The following is a 15,443-nucleotide window of genomic DNA, read 5'->3' as shown; positions in this document are numbered from 1 at the left end:
TCGCGGGGCGAGGCTGTGACCTGTTACATTGATTTCAATACAGTTAGCTGTATTGATTGGAGTTTAAGACCGCATGCACAGCCCAGTCAATGCCTCCGGGAAACGTCCCGCCAAGCGAACGTACGACGCACGGCGGCGGCGGCAGCTCGCTGCGGAGTCGCTGCACAGCGTCCGGATACACGCCAGGGAGCTGTTCCTCACCCAGGGATTCGGGGCGACGACGATTGCGCAGATTGCCCGCGCTGCCGGCGTCTCGGCCGAGTCGGTCTACAAGAACTTTGGCAGCAAGGCGGGGTTGGTCCGCGCCATCTACGAAGAAAGCCTCCTCGGTGCCGGCGGTCCGCCGGCCGAGCAGCGCTCCGATCTCGCCCAGGCCACGGAAACGGATCCCGTACGCCTGATGGAGCGGTTCGGCCGGTTCACCACGGAGGTCAGTCCGATCGGCGCCCCGGTCTACCTGCTCATCAGGGACGCGGCGGCCAGCGGGGACGCCTCCATGGCGGCATTGCTGCAGGACGTGGATGAGGCCCGCTACCGCCGGATGCTGCACAATGCCCGTCAGCTGGTGGGCAGGGGGCTCCTCAGGCCCGGCCTCACCGCGGCCGAGGCTGCCGACGTCATGTTTACCTCCACCGCGGCCGAACTCTACGAAACCCTGGTGATCAAGCGGGAATGGTCCGCCGAACGCTACGGCACCTTCATCGCCAGGACCCTGGCGGCGAACCTGCTGTGACCCCCGGCCGCCAAACCTCAGCGCGCCCCTGTTCCCCGCGGGATTCCCCCGGCAGAATGGGCCCATGGCGAAGCTGATCTACTCCGCAATCATGTCCCTCGACGGCTACACCGCAGACGCGGACGGCAACTTCAACTGGTCCGCGCCGGACGAGGAAATCCACGCTTTCGTCAACGACCTGGAGCGGGATGTGGGCACCTACCTCCTGGGCCGCCGGATGTATGAAGTGATGTCCGTCTGGGAAACCATGGACACACAGGATGAGCCGCCGGTGATCCAGGACTACGCCCGCATCTGGCAGGGGGCGGACAAGGTGGTCTACTCAACCACGCTGGACACCCCCACCACTTCGAAAACCCGCCTGGAGCAGCAGTTCGTCCCGGAAACCGTGCGGGACCTGAAGAAGCACAGCGACCGGGACATCAGCATCGGCGGCCCCACGCTCGCGGCGCACGCCCTCAAAGCCGGCCTGGTGGACGAGTGCCAGCTGTTCATCAACCCGGTGGCTGTCGGCGGCGGCCTGCGCTTCCTGCCGGACGGGCTGAAGGCGCAGTTGGAGTTGGTGGACCAGCGGCGGTTCGGCAACGGGGTGGTGTACCTGCGCTACAGCGCCCGCTGAACAGGGGCCAAAGGCCCTGCTCAGGGCCGAATGGCTTCTGACTTCAGCCGCGGTGCGGGCAGAATGGGTGCATGACTCGCATCGCCATTATCGGCGGCCACGGAAAAGTGGCCCTCCTCCTGTCCGCACTCCTCACCGGCGAGGGCCACTCCGTCACCTCGTTCATCCGCAACCCGGACCACGCGGCCGACGTCACCGGAACCGGTGCCACGCCGATGGTCCTCGACGTGGAAAATTCGACGACGGAGGCCATCGCCGGCGCCCTGGCCGGCCATGACGCCGTGGTCTGGTCGGCCGGTGCGGGCGGCGGCAACCCGGACCGGACCTACGCGGTGGACCGGGACGCTGCCATCCGTTCGATGGACGCCGCGGCCCAGGCCGGCGTGGACCGGTACGTCATGGTTTCCTACTTCGGTGCCGGCAAGGACCACGGGGTACCGGAGGACAACAGCTTCTTCGCGTATGCCGAGGCCAAAGCGGCCGCGGACGAGTACCTGCGTGGCACCAGCCTGGCGTGGACCATCCTTGGCCCCGGCGCGCTGACGGACAAACCCGGGACCGGACTGATCGACGTCGACCCTTCGCCCGATGGGGCCCGGGACACCTCCCGGGCCAACACGGCCATCGTGGCGGCCGCAGTGCTGGACCTGCCCCAGACCGCCGGCCGGACCATCGAATTCCGCGACGGCACCCTGCCCGTCGCCGCAGCACTGGAACCGCGCGCGTAGCCGGCTGCGGGGACGAGGCTTATGGACCAGCTCGCACTCATCGTCGGACTGCTCCTGGCCACGGTGGTGGCAGTGGGCCTGGGGGACAGGCTCCGGCTGCCATACCCGGTACTGATGCTGATCCTGGCGGCGGCGCTGACATTCATTCCGGGCTTCCCCGACCTGGAAATTGAACCCGGACTGATCCTGCCCATCTTCCTGCCGCCGCTGCTGTTCGCCACCGCCCAGCGGAGTTCGTGGGCGGTGTTCCGCGTCCGGTGGCGGACCCTGATCATGCTCGCCGTGGCACTGGTGGTGATCAGCACCGCCGTGGTGGCCGGTGCGGCGTGGCTGATGATCCCCGGCATCGGAGTACCCGCCGCGATCGCGCTCGGCGCCATGGTGGCGCCCCCGGACCCGGTGGCGGTGGACTCGGTGGCGGGCCGGGTGCACATGCCCCGCCGCCTCATCTCGGTCCTCCAAAGCGAGGGGCTCTTCAACGACGCCGCCGCCATCGTCATCTTCCAGGCAGCCGTGGCCGCCGCCGTGGGAGGCACGAAGGTGGGGCCCGACGTCGTCCTCCAGTTCCTGATGGGCGCCGCGCTCGCCGTGCTGGTGGGCGTGGCCATGGGCTGGCTCATCGCGCTGGTCACCCGGCTGGTCACATCCATGGTGGCCCGCAGCGCGGTGACCCTGGTGGTCCCCTTTGCCGCCTACATCCTCGCCGAGGAGGTGCACGCCTCCGGCGTTATTGCCGTAGTGGTTACCGCCCTGGAAATGCAGCGCCATACCCGTCCGCAGGACGCCGCGGAGCGCGTCACCCGGAATGCCTTCTGGGACGTGGTGGAGCTGCTGGTGACCGGCCTCGCGTTCGGCCTGGTGGGGCTGGAAATCCGGCACGTCATCCGTGATGAGGGAACGGAGATCTTCGGCATGATCGGGGTAGCCGTGGTGGTCTGCGTGCTGGTTTTCGCCGTCCGGTTCCTCTGGCTGGCGGTCCTGGCTCTGGGTGCCCGGAAGCGGAAGAACCTCCTGCAGCCAACGTCCCTGAAGGAAGTCCTGATCCTTACCTGGTGCGGCATGCGCGGCCTGGCCACGCTGGCGTTGGCACTGGCGCTGCCGTTGACCCTGGCGGACGGCACGCCGTTCCCGGGCCGGGACTACCTCCTGGTGATTGCGTGCGCGGTGCTGCTGGCCACGCTGGTCCTTCCCGGCCTCACCCTGCCGTGGCTGATGCGTGTCCTGAAGGCATCAGAGGATGGGACAGCCGAACGCGACGCCGTCCGGCTGCTGGCCGCACGCGCCCAGGAAGCCGCCGTCGCAGCCCTGAAGCGGAACGACCTCATGGCGGACCTGCCGCCGGAGAAGGTGGCGCTGGTGAAGGAACGGATGCAGCGCCTCCGCGCGGAGCTGACAGACGGCAGCCTGCGGAACGAACCCCTCGCGGAAAAGCGCCGGCGCGGCCGGGAACTGGCCATCGCCGTGCAGACCATCGCGCTGGACGCCGCCCGGCAGGAAGTGGTGGCCGCCCGCAACGAGCCGGACATGGATCCCGAGGTTGCGGACCGGGTGCTGCGGCAGCTGGACCTGCGCACCATGGTCATGCCGGAGTAGGAAACCTCAAGCCGGGGCAGCAGCTGCTGCCAGCACCAGGTCCAGCGAGTTCTTCTCCACGTAGTCCAGGGCGCGGCGCACCGCGCCCACGGTCACGATTGAGTCGCCCAGCGGGGATACCGCAACGCGTGCCGGGGTTGCAGTGAACTCCTCCAGGCGCTTGCTGATGGGCGCGAGGAGCACGTGCGCGGAATCGGCCACTCCGCCGCCGATAACCACCAGTTCAGGATTGAGCAGTGTGGACACGGTGCCCACCACCCGCGCCATCCGGTCCGCGAGCCGGTCCAGTATGTCCAGCGCCACGGCATCGCCCTGGTCCGCAGCCGCGAAAACCTGCTCAGCCTCCACCCGTCCTGGCTGGAATGCGCGGAGGGTGGTCGGGGCGGCACCGGCCAATGCTTCCGCAGCCCAGGTGCGGGCCAGGTGGGCGATGCCGTAGGTGTCACCCACGCCTTCCACCAGGTTCAGGTACGCGAGTTCGCCTGCACTCCCACGGGTCCCATGGACCAGCCGTCCGCCCTCCACGATGCCGGAACCCAGCCGCTCACTGGCGAGGATCACCACGACGTCGTCGACGCCTGCGGCTGCCCCCTGCCACCGGTCGCCCAGGGCCGCGAGGTTCGCATCGTTCTCGAGCAGGACGGTCCACCTGCGGGCTTGCTTAAGTGCCGGCCGCAGCCCCAGGTCGAACAGTCCCCAGAACTTTTGCGTGGCCACCACCTCGCCGTGCCGGTCCACGGGCGCGGCGACCCCGGCGCAGACGGCCAGCACCCGTTCCGGTTCCGTTCCGGCCGAGCGCAGTGCGGCCAGGGCAACGCCGTCAATGAAAGCGATTCTTTCCTGCGAACCCACCTCCCCGGCCTGGAAGGGGCGGCTGGACCGTCCCAATGTCTTGCCCCGGAGATCGGAGACCACCACGGTGACCTTGGAATAACCAATGTCCATACCCAGCACCACGCCGGCCCGCTCATTGAGCTCGAAGCGCCGGGCCGGGCGGCCCTTCAGGTACCCGCCGAACTCGCGCTGGTTCTCCAGTTCCAGGATCCAGCCCCGGCGGACCAGGTCCTCGCAGACGGCGATGGTGGTGGCCCGTGTCAGTCCTGTGGCGGCCATGACGTCGGTGACCGTCACGGCCTCCGAAGCGCGCATGAACTCCAGGACCGCGCCGGCACTGACGCGACGCAGCAGCTGGGGTGTGGCCGGAACCGGTTCAGGCATGCTGTTGACCTTCCTGTCCAAAGCACCAGATAATACTTGAGGAAGTAAATTTAGACTCAATATAAATGTAGCCGTACTGAAGAAAAGGGTCAGTCCTTGTCCACAACCGCCACTCTGGCAACCCTGTCCGACTCTGACCGTCTGGCCGATCCCAACTGGTGGCGCCAGGCCTCCGTCTACCAGATCTACCCCCGCAGCTTCGCCGATTCGAATGGCGACGGCATCGGCGACCTGAAGGGCATCACCGCCAAGGTCCCTTATTTGAAGACGCTGGGGATCGATGCCGTGTGGCTCAGCCCGTTCTACCCGTCCGCGCTCGCCGACGGCGGCTACGACGTCGACGATTACCGCGACGTCGACCCCAAGCTGGGCACGCTGGCAGACTTCGACGAGATGGCCAAGGCACTGCACAGCGCCGGCATCAAGCTGATCGCGGACATCGTCCCCAACCACTCCTCCAACCGCCACAAGTGGTTCCAGGAGGCCCTCGCTGCGCCCAAGGGTTCCCCGGCCCGCGACCGCTACATCTTCCGTGACGGCAAGGGCCCCAACGGCGAGTTCCCGCCGTCGGACTGGGACTCCGTGTTCGGCGGACCGGCCTGGGAGCGCATCACCGAACCCGACGGCACCCCCGGCCAGTGGTACATGCACATCTTCGCCAAGGAACAGCCGGACCTGAACTGGTCCAACCGCGAAATCCGTGACGACTTCCTCAAGACTCTGCGCTTCTGGTCCGACCGCGGCGTGGACGGATTCCGCGTCGACGTGGCACACGCCCTGACCAAGGACCTCACCGAGCCGCTCCTCTCCAAGCTTGAACTCAGCGCCGCCAACACCGGCGTGGACGGATTCGACGACGGCACCCACCCGTTCTGGGACCGTGACGAAGTGCACGAGATCTACGCCGAGTGGCGCGAAGTGTTCAATGAGTACAACCCGCCGCGCACCGCCGTCGCCGAAGCCTGGGTGCACGCCACCCGCCGCGCCCGCTACGCCAGCCCGCAGGGCCTGGGCCAGGCCTTCAACTTCGACCTCCTGCAGGCCGACTTCGACGCCGCAGAATTCAAGGAGATCATCACCCGCAACCTCGCCGAGGCCGCTGCCACGGGTGCCTCCTCCACCTGGGTGTTCTCCAACCACGACGTCGTCCGGCACGCCACCCGCTACGGCCTGCCCCAGGTTGCCAAGGAAAAAGCCGGGGCCAAGGGCCAGGACGGCAAGGACTGGCTGCTCGCCGGCGGCCCCAAGGACCAGCTTGACGTTGAGCTTGGTGAACGCCGCGCCCGCGCCGCCACCTTGCTGATGCTGGCTGTCCCCGGCTCCGCGTACCTGTACCAGGGCGAGGAACTGGGCCTGCAGGAAGTGGCCGAGATTACCGAATCGGAACGCCAGGACCCGTCCTTCTTCCGCAACAAGGGCGTGGAAATCGGCCGTGACGGCTGCCGCGTCCCGCTGCCCTGGAATGTTGAAGGAACGTCCTTCGGCTTCGGCGACGGCGGATCCCACCTGCCGCAGCCGGACTGGTTCAGCACGTACGCCGTCGAGGCCCAGGACGGGACGGAGGGCTCCACGCTGGAGCTCTACCGCAAGGCCCTGAAGCTGCGCCGCGAACTGCTTACCGACGAGGACTTCGAATGGGTGGAGAACGCCAACCCGGACGTCCTGCACTTCAAGCGCCCCAACGGATGGCAGTCCGTGACCAACTTCGGGAACACCGCCGTCGACCTTCCCGCCGGCACGGTCCTGGTCAGCAGCGGCCCACTGGAGGACGGCAAGCTGCCGGGCAACACCACCGCGTGGCTGCGGGACTGATGCAGGAAGTCATCTACGGATGCATGGGACTGGGCGGCAGCTGGTCTGGTGAGCCGCATGGCGCTGACCATGTGGACCAGGCCGCTGCTGCCGTCCAGGCCGCCCTCGATGCGGGCATCACCCTGTTCGACCACGCGGACATCTACCGCAGCGGCAAGTCTGAGGCCGTATTCGGCGAGGTATTGGCCGCTACCCCCGGCCTGCGGCGGCGGATCCGGCTGCAGACCAAGTGCGGCATCCGGCTGAACGAACGAGGGCTGCAGACCCACTATGACCTCAGCCGGGACGCCATCCTGGAGCGGGTCAACGGCAGCCTTGAACGGCTCCGGACCGACTACGTGGACATCCTCCTGCTGCACCGCCCGGACCCCCTGGCAGACCCGGCGGAGGTGGCTGCCGCCGTCGGCCAGCTCATGTCCGAGGGCAAGGTCCGGCAACTGGGTGTGTCCAACATGTCCGCTGCGCAGATCGAGGTGCTGCAGGACCGACTGGAAACCCCCGTAGTGGCCAACCAGCTGGAAATGAGCCTGCTGAAGCGGGCGTGGCTGGAAAGCCAGGTCCTGGTCAACCATCCGGAACACCTGGACTACAGCTTTCCGCACGGCACGCTGGAGTTCTGCACGCGCAACAACATCACCCTGCAGGCGTACGGATCGCTGGCCCGCGGCATCTATACCGGCGCTGAACCGGAAAGCCCCACGTCAGCCGAGGCCGCCACCGCAGAACTCGTGGCGGAACTGGCAGGGACCTACGGCTCCTCCGGCGAGGCCGTCCTGCTGGGTTGGCTGATGAAGCACCCGGCCGGCATCGCGCCGGTAATCGGTACGGTCAATCCGGACCGGATCCGGGCCTGCGCGGACGCCGCCCGCGTGGCCCGGGCCCTCAGCCGCGCCGACTGGTACAAACTCTGGGTCACCGCACGGGGCAGCAACATCCCCTAAGCGCCATCGGGCTGGCAGTAGGTGCCGTTACGCTGCACCAAAACGACGCCTACTGCCAGCTGCTTTACCCGCCAAGCCAGTCACAACGCGTTTAGTTCGTATTGATCCTCACAAGCGGGCCGTTTTCTTCGCCGTGCCGCGCGCAGGCCGGATACTGTAGAAAGCATGACGTCTACCATCGCCGCCGAAACCGTTAGGCCGGAACGGAATATCCCCGCCGAGATCGCCCGCTCCTGGCTGCTGGTCAATGCCATGAAGCCCGAGCTCTTCGACCAGTCGGCCGTGTCCCGGGCCGATTCGATCATCCTGGATATTGAAGATGCAGTGGACCCGTCGCAGAAGGACCAGGCCCGGAACAACGTCATCGACTGGCTGACCGCCGGCGGCAAGGCCTGGGTCCGGATCAACGACGCCACCAGCCCGTTCTGGGCCGATGACCTCGCCGGCCTGCGCGGCACCCCGGGGCTCCTGGGCGTCATGCTTGCAAAGACCGAATCCGCGGACCAGGTGACCGAAAGCTTCCACCGCATGGATGGCAAGACCCCCGTGATCCCGCTGGTGGAGTCCGCGCTCGGCATCGAGGAAGCCAACCACATCGCCAAGGCCCAGGGCGCGTTCCGCCTGGCCTTCGGCTCCGGTGACTTCCGCCGCGACACCGGCATGGCCGCCACCCCCGAGGCCATGGCGTACCCGCGCGCCAAGCTCGTCGTCGCCAGCCGCGTCGGCAACCTGCCCGGCCCCATCGACGGCCCCACGGTGGGCACCAACCACCCCATCCTGCGCGAACAGACCGGCATCACGGTCATGATGGGCATGACTGGCAAGCTGTGCCTGGCCATCGACCAGACCCCTGTGATCAACGAGGTCATCAGCCCCACGCCGTCGGACGTCGCCTGGGCCACCGACTTCATGAACGACTTCGAAGCCAACGGCCGCGTCATTCGTGACGGCTCCGACCTGCCCCGCCTGGGCCGCGCCGAGAAGATCATGAAGCTCGCGGTAGCCTTTGGGGTGCAGCCCGCGCTGTAGCGCCGACCCACCACTTCAGGAGACCCCGTGACCGATACCCGCTATCTGGTCCACGGGGTCTTTTGGGATGGTCCGCCGGTCCCAGCCCCAGCAGCCGACGCCGGTGGCCCGGTCCTGCGCCTCCAATCAGCTGACGGGGACTTCCGCGAGTTCAGCCTCGGGCCGGGCACCCGGCTCGGCTTCCAAGTGGTGGAACCCGGCAGGTTCTGCCTGGGCCACGTCCAGGTCCAGTCAGCCTCCTCCCGGCGCCACATCCTGTGCGGCTCCGCCGCCCCGGCCGTGCGGGGCAAGCAATGCGAGCGGTGCTTCGTCCTGGACGAGTCACGCCTGATGCACGACTTCCACCGCGGCGGCAGGGTAACCCCCGGGCTGCGGGAGTACCTGATGCAGGAACACTGGCTCTACGTCGCCACGTTCGCGGGAGGCACCACCAAAGTGGGAACGGCGTCCGGGCCGCGGAAATGGAACCGCCTGGCAGAGCAGGGCGCCGCCGTGGCGAGGTATGTTGCGAGGGCTCAGGACGGCCGCGTCGTGCGGATCCTCGAGGACCTGGTGACCGCCGGCGTCGGCCTGACCCAGCAAGTGCGCTCGACTGCCAAGACGGAGGCTTTGCTGCAGCCGCTCCCGGCCGACGAGATGGACGCCGTCAATGCCCGGGCCGCCGGCGACGTGCGGGCCCTGCTGGCGGCCACCGCCGTCGACGGTTTTCAGGCTGTGGAGGAACGGTGGCTCAGGCCCGCGCATGCCGAAGCCCTGTACGGAAGCGGGCCCCGCCACGCTTACCCGCACCCGTTGGACCAGGGCCGGCACGGCTTCCACGTCGCGGCCCTGAGCGGGGCCAACGTGCTGGCCCGGCTGGACGGCACGGACGCCGAATTCGTGGTCAACCTGTCCCAGTTGGCCGCCCGGACCATCGTGCTGGGGGAGTACGCCTCGGAGGTGCCAGCGGTGCAGGAACCGTTGTTCTGACGTCCGGGGTCCCGCGGCCGGCCGCCGGGGGTGCTGCGGACTGGGTAGACTTGGACGGTGCTGAACGAATTCTGGGCCACGGCGCCCACCCGCTACAAAGTCCTGGTCTTCAGCGCGATGGGACTGATCGCCGTCGGTATCATCCTCAACTTGGTGGGCAACACCAGCGGCAACCAGGCACTGGCCATGGCGTCCCTGCCCCTCATCGGGCTGGGGCTGGTCCTCCATGTCGTGGGCATCGTGGTGCGCGGCCAGTCGATCCGCAGGAACCTCAGGCGCTAGCTGCCGCCGCATTCCGCAGGACGTGGCTGCGGGCGTGTTCCACCGCATCGGGCAGCTCCTCGAACAGGTGCTTGTGGTGCCGCAGGGAACGGATCACGCCCACGTTGGTCACCAGGTCAAGATGGTCCGGCCGCACACCCTTGAGCAGGACGGTGATGCCGCGCAGCTCCAGTGCGGAAATGACCTCCACCAGGGCATGGGCGCCGGTGGCGTCGAGCATCCGCAGCTGGGACAGCCTGATGATGGCCACCTGCACGTTCTTGACCTGGCTGATCTCCTGGAGGATGCGTTCGGCAGCGCCAAAGAACATTGCCCCATCCAGGCGGAAGAGCGCGATGTGGCCGTCCCCTTCAACCGGGGGACCCGGAATCTCCTCGCGCTGGACACCGCTCAGCGAGGCAAAGGTCCGCAGCGCGAAGAGGGCCGCCGCGGCCAGTCCAATCTGGATGGCAACGATGAGGTCGAAGGCCACGGTAATGATGGCAGTGAGCACAAAAACGGCGGCGTCTGCCTGGGTGGAACGCAGGATGGCGGTGACGGTGCGCCGGGAGACCATCCGCACGGCCGTGACCATCAGGACCCCGCCCAATGCGGCCAGCGGGATGCGGCTGACCATTCCGGATGCCAGGTACGTGATGCCCAGCAGCACCACCGCGTGCACCGCTGCGGCCAGCCGGGTCCTGGCTCCGGACCGCACGTTCACCGCCGTCCGCGCAATCGCGCCGGTGGCGGGCATCCCGCCGAACAAGCCGGCCGCGATGGAAGCCAGGCCTTGTCCCATCAGCTCGCGGTCGGGGCCGTAGGCGCCGGTGGGCCTGCCGTCCGGCCCGGCCATCCCGGCGGCCACCCGCGCCGAGAGCAGGGATTCAATGGCGGCCAGGACTGCGACAGCGACGGCGGGCATCGCCAGGCTGCCCAGTGAGGCCGGATCCAGGGCGGGGAGGGTCGGTGCCGGGAGGGAGTGCGGCAGCGGACCGATCCGCGGGACGTCCAGCTGCAGGAATTCCGCGGCGGCCGTTGCCAGGAGGACTGCCAGCAGGCTGGCTGGAAGGGCGCGGAACAGTTTTTGCACCAGGACCATCACGACGGCGACTCCCGCCACCAGCGCGAGGGTCAACAGGACCGTCGGGGTGGAGGCGCCCGCTGCCGCCTCCACCGCGGCCAGGAGGGTATTGTGGCCGGGAGTTCCGGACGTGCCGGTGGCCAGCGGAACCTGCTGTAGGAAGATGATGGCGGCAATGCCCAGCGTGAAGCCCTCCACCACGGGCCACGGGATGAAGGCCACGGCCCGGCCCAGGCCACTGAATCCCAAAGCGCAGACCAGCAGGCCGGCCATCAGGGATAGAAGGGCGACGCTGCCGATGCCATGGACCGCCACCACGGGGGCCAGCACCACCACCATGGCGCCCGTGGGCCCGGACACCTGTACCGGAGACCCGCCCATGACGGCCGCCACCAGGCCGGCCACGATCGCCGTGATGAGCCCTGCCTCGGCGCCCACCCCGGAACTGACGCCGAAGGCGAGGGCCAGCGGCAACGCCACGATGCCCACGGTGATCCCTGCCAGCAGGTCGGTGCGCCACGTGCCGGCAACTCCGGCGTAGTCCTTCCGCGACGGGAGGAACCGGGTGAGGCGCCCGACGGCCGTGGCAGGGGCTGTGGTCGGGTGTGCGCTCACGAGGCCGCCCCGCCGGCCAGGTGCTCCGCCGGCAGCTGCTGTGCCAGCCGGAGCTGTTCGTTGGAACCGGCCAGGCTGTCCAGCAGGAACGTCCGGGCGATGGCCAGCAGCTGCGCGACACCCGGGTGGGCGAGTTGGTATGTCACGGCGTTGGCGGTGCGTACGGAGGTCACCACTTTGTGCTTCCGCAGGGTGGCCAGGTGCTGGGAGAGGTGGGAGGCTTCCAGCCCGGTCTCTGCGAGGAGATAGCTCACGGGAGCAGACTCCTGCGGTGCGGCGGCCAGCAGCTCAAGGATCCGGATCCTCGCCGGGTGGGCCAGGCCTTTGAAGAGGTTCGCTTTGATCTCATAGAGGGGTGCGTGGGCGGAAGACAGCATCCGGGGTGGCGCTCCTGTGCGCGATGGCCGGCCGGGCACGAGGGACGGACGGCGGATTGATGGAATGATGAAATCATCATATCAGTGCGGTGCGGCCATTTGGAAGGGTGTGGCAACGATAGGCTGGAATCCATGACTATCAATCCGGACCTGCAGGGCCGCAGCTACCCTGCCGCAGAGGTGTACGACGTCGGCCGCGAGAAGATCCGCGAGTTCGCCCGGGCCGTCAAGGCGACCCATCCTGCGCACTTCGACGTGGACGCAGCCAAGGCCCTGGGCCACGCAGACCTGGTGGCACCGCCCACCTTCGCTATCATCATCGCCCAGCGCGCCGACGCCCAGCTCATCGAGGACCCGGAAGCGGGCATCGACTTCTCCCGCGTGGTCCACGCAGACCAGCGCTTCACCCACCACCGCCCCATCGTTGCCGGCGACCGGCTCGTCGCCGAACTGCATGTGGACGGCGTCCGGGCCATGGGCGGCGGTGCCATGATCACCACCCGCTCGGAGATCTTCGCCCTCGGTGCCGATGAAGCACGGGAACCCGTCACCACCACCACGTCATCCATCCTGGTCCGCGGAGAGGGACAGTAACCATGAGCCCCAGCTTCAACGAACTCAGCGCCGGGCAGGAAATCGGCAGCCGCACCATCGAGGTCACGCGCGCCGACCTGGTCAAGTACGCAGGCGCCTCCGGCGACTTCAACCCCATCCACTGGAACGAAACCTTCGCCACCGGCGTGGAACTTCCCGGCGTCATCGCCCACGGCATGTTCACCATGGGCTCGGCCGTCCAGCTGGTGACCGACTGGGCGGGCGACCCCGCCGCCGTCGTCGACTTCCAGACCCGCTTCACCAAACCCGTCCTGGTCACCGACACCACCGGGACTGACCAGCCCGGCGCCACCATCGAGGTCAGCGGCACCATCGGAAAGCTCGACGCCGACGCCGGTACCGCGCGCGTCGACCTCACCGTGGTCTCTGCCGGGCAAAAAGTCCTGATGAAGGCCCAGGCCCTCGTCAAGTTGTCTTGAGCTGCACCTTTTGACCATTCCCGCGGGAACCGCCGCAACTGCCGCCCAGGTCTCGTCGTGGCGCAATGCCGTCGTGGTGGCCTACGGCGCCAGCGGCCTGGCCTTTGCCTCTTGGGTGTCCCGGCTGCCGGCCATCCGGGACGCGCTGGACCTCACCCCGGGCAACATTGGCGTCATCCTGCTGTGCATGACGCTCGGATCCTTTGCCTCAGTCTCCGCATCCGGCCTGATCGTGCTGCGGCTGGGCTCCAAGCGGACCATCCGGACCGGCAGCATCATGGTGGGTGCAGGGCTGCTGACCGCGGGTTTTGGCACAACCGTGCTGGCAAGCCCTGTGGCAACTGCCATTGGCCTGGCCATCATCGGGCTCGGCACCGGCAGTTGGAACACGGCATCCAACGTTGAAGGCGCCGCAGTCGAGCGCGCGGTGGGCCGGCACATCATGCCGCGGCTCCACGGCGCTTTCAGCCTCGGGACGGTGGCCGGGGCGGGGCTGGGTGCCCTCGCGGCCGCAGTGTCCCTCCCCGTGTTCTGGCACCTCGCGGCGGCAGGAACGGTGGTGGCAGTTTCGGTGGCGACGGCGGCGTCCTGGTTCCGTGCCGACATCATCCCGGTAGCGGGGGAGCGCAGCTACTCCCCGGACACCTTCGAAGATCCCAGCACCGGGCCCATCCCCGTCATCACTGCCGGCTCCCAGGCGGACGCGCCGCTGGACAACAAGCGGAAGATCGCCCAGGCGTGGCGGGACCGGCGGACCCTGCTCCTGGGTGTCCTGGTCCTCGGCCTGGCCCTGGCCGAAGGCGCGGCGGGGGACTGGGTGGCGCTGGCACTCGCAGACGGGCACGGGCAGAGCGACGCTGCCGGCGCCGCCGGTTACGGCCTCTTTGTCACGTTCATGACCATCGGGCGCTTCGCCGGGACGGTGCTGCTGGACAAGTTTGGCCGGGTCCCCGTGATGCGCTGGTGCGCAGCCATGGCTGTGCTGGGCCTGGGCACCTTCGTCTTCGCACCAGTGCCGTGGCTTGCCTACGTGGGGCTCGCGCTGTGGGGCCTGGGAGCATCCCTTGGCTTCCCGGTGGGCATGTCCGCCGCAGCCGACGACCCCACGATGGCTGCCGCCCGGGTGTCCGTGGTGTCCACCATCGGCTATGCCGCGTTCCTGTGCGGGCCGCCGCTGCTGGGGCTGCTGGCCGAGCACGTGGGCATCCTGCATTCTCTGCTGGCCGTGATGGTAATGCTCGCGGTGAGCTTCGTCCTTTCTCCTGTGGCCCGGAAGCTGGCCTGAGCGTACTGCGCGTCACTGCGCCCGCACAGTATCTTCAAGTAACGTGGACGGGTGACTTCCACGCTCCTTTCCTCCCTGACCACCTCCGCCGTCGGCGGCCCTGCCGGCAAGTACATCGAGGCCCGCACCGAAGCTGAGATCATCGACGCGGTCCGCTCCGCGGATGCGGCCGGGGAACAGGTCCTGATCGTCAGCGGCGGATCCAACCTCCTGGTCTCCGACGACGGGTTCCCCGGGACGGTCATCAGGATCGCCTCCGAGGGGTTCACGGTCAACGCCGAGGACTCCTGCGGGGGAGTGGCAGTGGTGGTACAGGCCGGCCACAACTGGGACAAACTGGTAGCGCACGCGGTGCTGCACGCCTGGTCCGGTATTGAGGCGTTGTCCGGTATCCCCGGTTCAACGGGGGCCACGCCGGTCCAGAACGTGGGTGCCTATGGTGCTGACGTTTCCCAGACCATCGCCGCCGTCCGCACTTGGGACCGGAAGCGGAGCGCCGTGCAGACCTTCACCAATTCGGAGTTGAAGTTCGGCTACCGGGACTCCATCCTCAAACAGACGACCGTTAACGGTTCGCCCCGGTACGTGGTCCTCACCGTCGAGTTCCAGTTGCCTCTTGGCCGGATGAGCGCGCCCGTCCGGTACGCCGAGCTGGCCCGGGCCCTGGGGGTGGACGTGGGACAGCGCGCCTACGCGAACGACGTCCGCCGCGAAGTCCTGCGCCTGCGGGCCTCCAAGGGAATGGTGTGGGACGCCGCGGACCGGGACACGTACTCCACCGGGTCGTTCTTCACCAACCCCATCGTGCCGGCCGGCGTCGCGGACAAACTGCCGGAAAACGCTCCGCGGTACCCTGCCGGGCAGGACGGGATGGTGAAGCTCTCCGCAGCGTGGCTGATCGACCAGGCAGGCTTCGGGAAGGGCTTCGGACTGGAGGACGACGGCGTGGCCGGCGGCCGGGCGTCGCTGTCCACCAAGCACACCCTGGCCATCACCAACCGTGGCTCCGCCAGCGCCGCCGACATGGTGGCTGTCGCGCGGGAGGTGCGGGCCGGCGTCGAACGCCACTTCGGCATTTCGCTGCACCCCGAGCCGCTCCTCATCGGCATCGAACTCTAGTCGTCCCCCAAGGCCGCGCCCGGCCT

General features: G+C 68.1%; 16 protein-coding genes. 13 read left to right on the top strand and 3 right to left on the bottom strand.

All coding sequences use genetic code 11. The features are described 5' to 3' along the window. Positions 1-73 precede the first annotated feature (73 nt). The 4 genes from ACFVTD_RS02840 (at position 74) to ACFVTD_RS02825 (ending at position 3,673) form a co-directional block, all read left to right on the top strand. Positions 74-733 (top strand): helix-turn-helix domain-containing protein, encoded by a 660-nt coding sequence (locus tag ACFVTD_RS02840; protein ID WP_387557720.1) that lies wholly within the window; start codon positions 74-76, stop codon positions 731-733. Between the two features lie 64 nt (positions 734-797). Then, entirely contained in the window at positions 798-1,352 is a 555-nt protein-coding gene (locus ACFVTD_RS02835) for a dihydrofolate reductase family protein (protein WP_387557718.1), read from the top strand. Between the two features lie 71 nt (positions 1,353-1,423). After that, positions 1,424-2,080 carry an SDR family oxidoreductase gene (locus tag ACFVTD_RS02830; protein WP_387557715.1) on the top strand — a complete coding sequence of 219 codons (657 nt, stop codon included), beginning with the start codon at positions 1,424-1,426 and terminating at the stop codon, positions 2,078-2,080. Between the two features lie 21 nt (positions 2,081-2,101). Next, positions 2,102-3,673: a Na+/H+ antiporter gene (locus tag ACFVTD_RS02825; protein ID WP_387557712.1), complete on the top strand. Its 1,572-nt coding sequence runs from the start codon at positions 2,102-2,104 to the stop codon at positions 3,671-3,673. Between the two features lie 6 nt (positions 3,674-3,679). On the opposite strand, the gene ACFVTD_RS02820 is transcribed toward ACFVTD_RS02825, so the two are convergent. Then, positions 3,680-4,891 (bottom strand): ROK family protein, encoded by a 1,212-nt coding sequence (locus ACFVTD_RS02820; protein ID WP_387557709.1) that lies wholly within the window; start codon positions 4,889-4,891, stop codon positions 3,680-3,682. 96 nt (positions 4,892-4,987) lie between these two features. Between ACFVTD_RS02820 and ACFVTD_RS02815 the strand changes: the two genes are divergently transcribed. From ACFVTD_RS02815 to ACFVTD_RS02795, 5 genes are all read left to right on the top strand, one after another. Then, on the top strand, positions 4,988-6,703 hold the full coding sequence (locus ACFVTD_RS02815; RefSeq protein WP_387557706.1) for a glycoside hydrolase family 13 protein: 1,716 nt from the start codon (positions 4,988-4,990) through the stop codon (positions 6,701-6,703). Beyond that, complete coding sequence (locus tag ACFVTD_RS02810) at positions 6,703-7,644, top strand: aldo/keto reductase family oxidoreductase (protein WP_387558952.1); 942 nt, start codon at positions 6,703-6,705, stop codon at positions 7,642-7,644. The genes ACFVTD_RS02815 and ACFVTD_RS02810 overlap by 1 nt, the downstream gene beginning before the upstream one ends. A 165-nt stretch (positions 7,645-7,809) precedes the next feature. Then, entirely contained in the window at positions 7,810-8,673 is an 864-nt protein-coding gene (locus ACFVTD_RS02805; protein WP_387557703.1) for an HpcH/HpaI aldolase/citrate lyase family protein, read from the top strand. A 27-nt stretch (positions 8,674-8,700) separates the two neighbouring features. Beyond that, positions 8,701-9,642 (top strand): DUF2797 domain-containing protein, encoded by a 942-nt coding sequence (locus ACFVTD_RS02800; RefSeq protein WP_387557700.1) that lies wholly within the window; start codon positions 8,701-8,703, stop codon positions 9,640-9,642. A 57-nt stretch (positions 9,643-9,699) separates the two neighbouring features. After that, positions 9,700-9,924, top strand: coding sequence for a DUF3188 domain-containing protein (locus ACFVTD_RS02795; protein ID WP_387557697.1), 225 nt, complete (start codon positions 9,700-9,702; stop codon positions 9,922-9,924). On the opposite strand, the gene ACFVTD_RS02790 is transcribed toward ACFVTD_RS02795, so the two are convergent. Continuing rightward, positions 9,914-11,602 carry a SulP family inorganic anion transporter gene (locus ACFVTD_RS02790; RefSeq protein WP_387557695.1) on the bottom strand — a complete coding sequence of 563 codons (1,689 nt, stop codon included), beginning with the start codon at positions 11,600-11,602 and terminating at the stop codon, positions 9,914-9,916. The genes ACFVTD_RS02795 and ACFVTD_RS02790 overlap by 11 nt on opposite strands. Further along, the gene (locus tag ACFVTD_RS02785) at positions 11,599-11,979 is read right to left on the bottom strand and encodes an ArsR/SmtB family transcription factor (RefSeq protein ID WP_387557692.1); all 381 of its coding nucleotides are present in this window, start codon (positions 11,977-11,979) and stop codon (positions 11,599-11,601) included. The genes ACFVTD_RS02790 and ACFVTD_RS02785 overlap by 4 nt, the downstream gene beginning before the upstream one ends. A 132-nt stretch (positions 11,980-12,111) precedes the next feature. On the opposite strand from ACFVTD_RS02785, the gene ACFVTD_RS02780 reads away from it, so the two are divergent. The 4 genes from ACFVTD_RS02780 to ACFVTD_RS02765 are packed head-to-tail and all read left to right on the top strand — an operon-like array spanning position 12,112 to position 15,417. Next, entirely contained in the window at positions 12,112-12,573 is a 462-nt protein-coding gene (locus ACFVTD_RS02780; protein ID WP_387557689.1) for a MaoC family dehydratase N-terminal domain-containing protein, read from the top strand. A gap of 2 nt (positions 12,574-12,575) precedes the next feature. Then, on the top strand, positions 12,576-13,013 hold the full coding sequence (locus ACFVTD_RS02775) for a MaoC family dehydratase (protein WP_387557686.1): 438 nt from the start codon (positions 12,576-12,578) through the stop codon (positions 13,011-13,013). A 10-nt stretch (positions 13,014-13,023) separates the two neighbouring features. After that, complete coding sequence (locus tag ACFVTD_RS02770) at positions 13,024-14,298, top strand: MFS transporter (RefSeq protein ID WP_387557683.1); 1,275 nt, start codon at positions 13,024-13,026, stop codon at positions 14,296-14,298. 51 nt (positions 14,299-14,349) lie between these two features. Continuing rightward, positions 14,350-15,417, top strand: coding sequence for a UDP-N-acetylmuramate dehydrogenase (locus ACFVTD_RS02765; RefSeq protein ID WP_387557680.1), 1,068 nt, complete (start codon positions 14,350-14,352; stop codon positions 15,415-15,417). Positions 15,418-15,443 lie beyond the last annotated feature (26 nt).

Source organism: Pseudarthrobacter sp. NPDC058119 (genome assembly GCF_042884655.1).
Classification (GTDB): Bacteria; Actinomycetota; Actinomycetes; order Actinomycetales; family Micrococcaceae; genus Arthrobacter.
The sequence above is the reverse complement of the archived record's forward strand: the minus strand, read 5'-3'. Positions and strand labels throughout refer to the sequence as shown.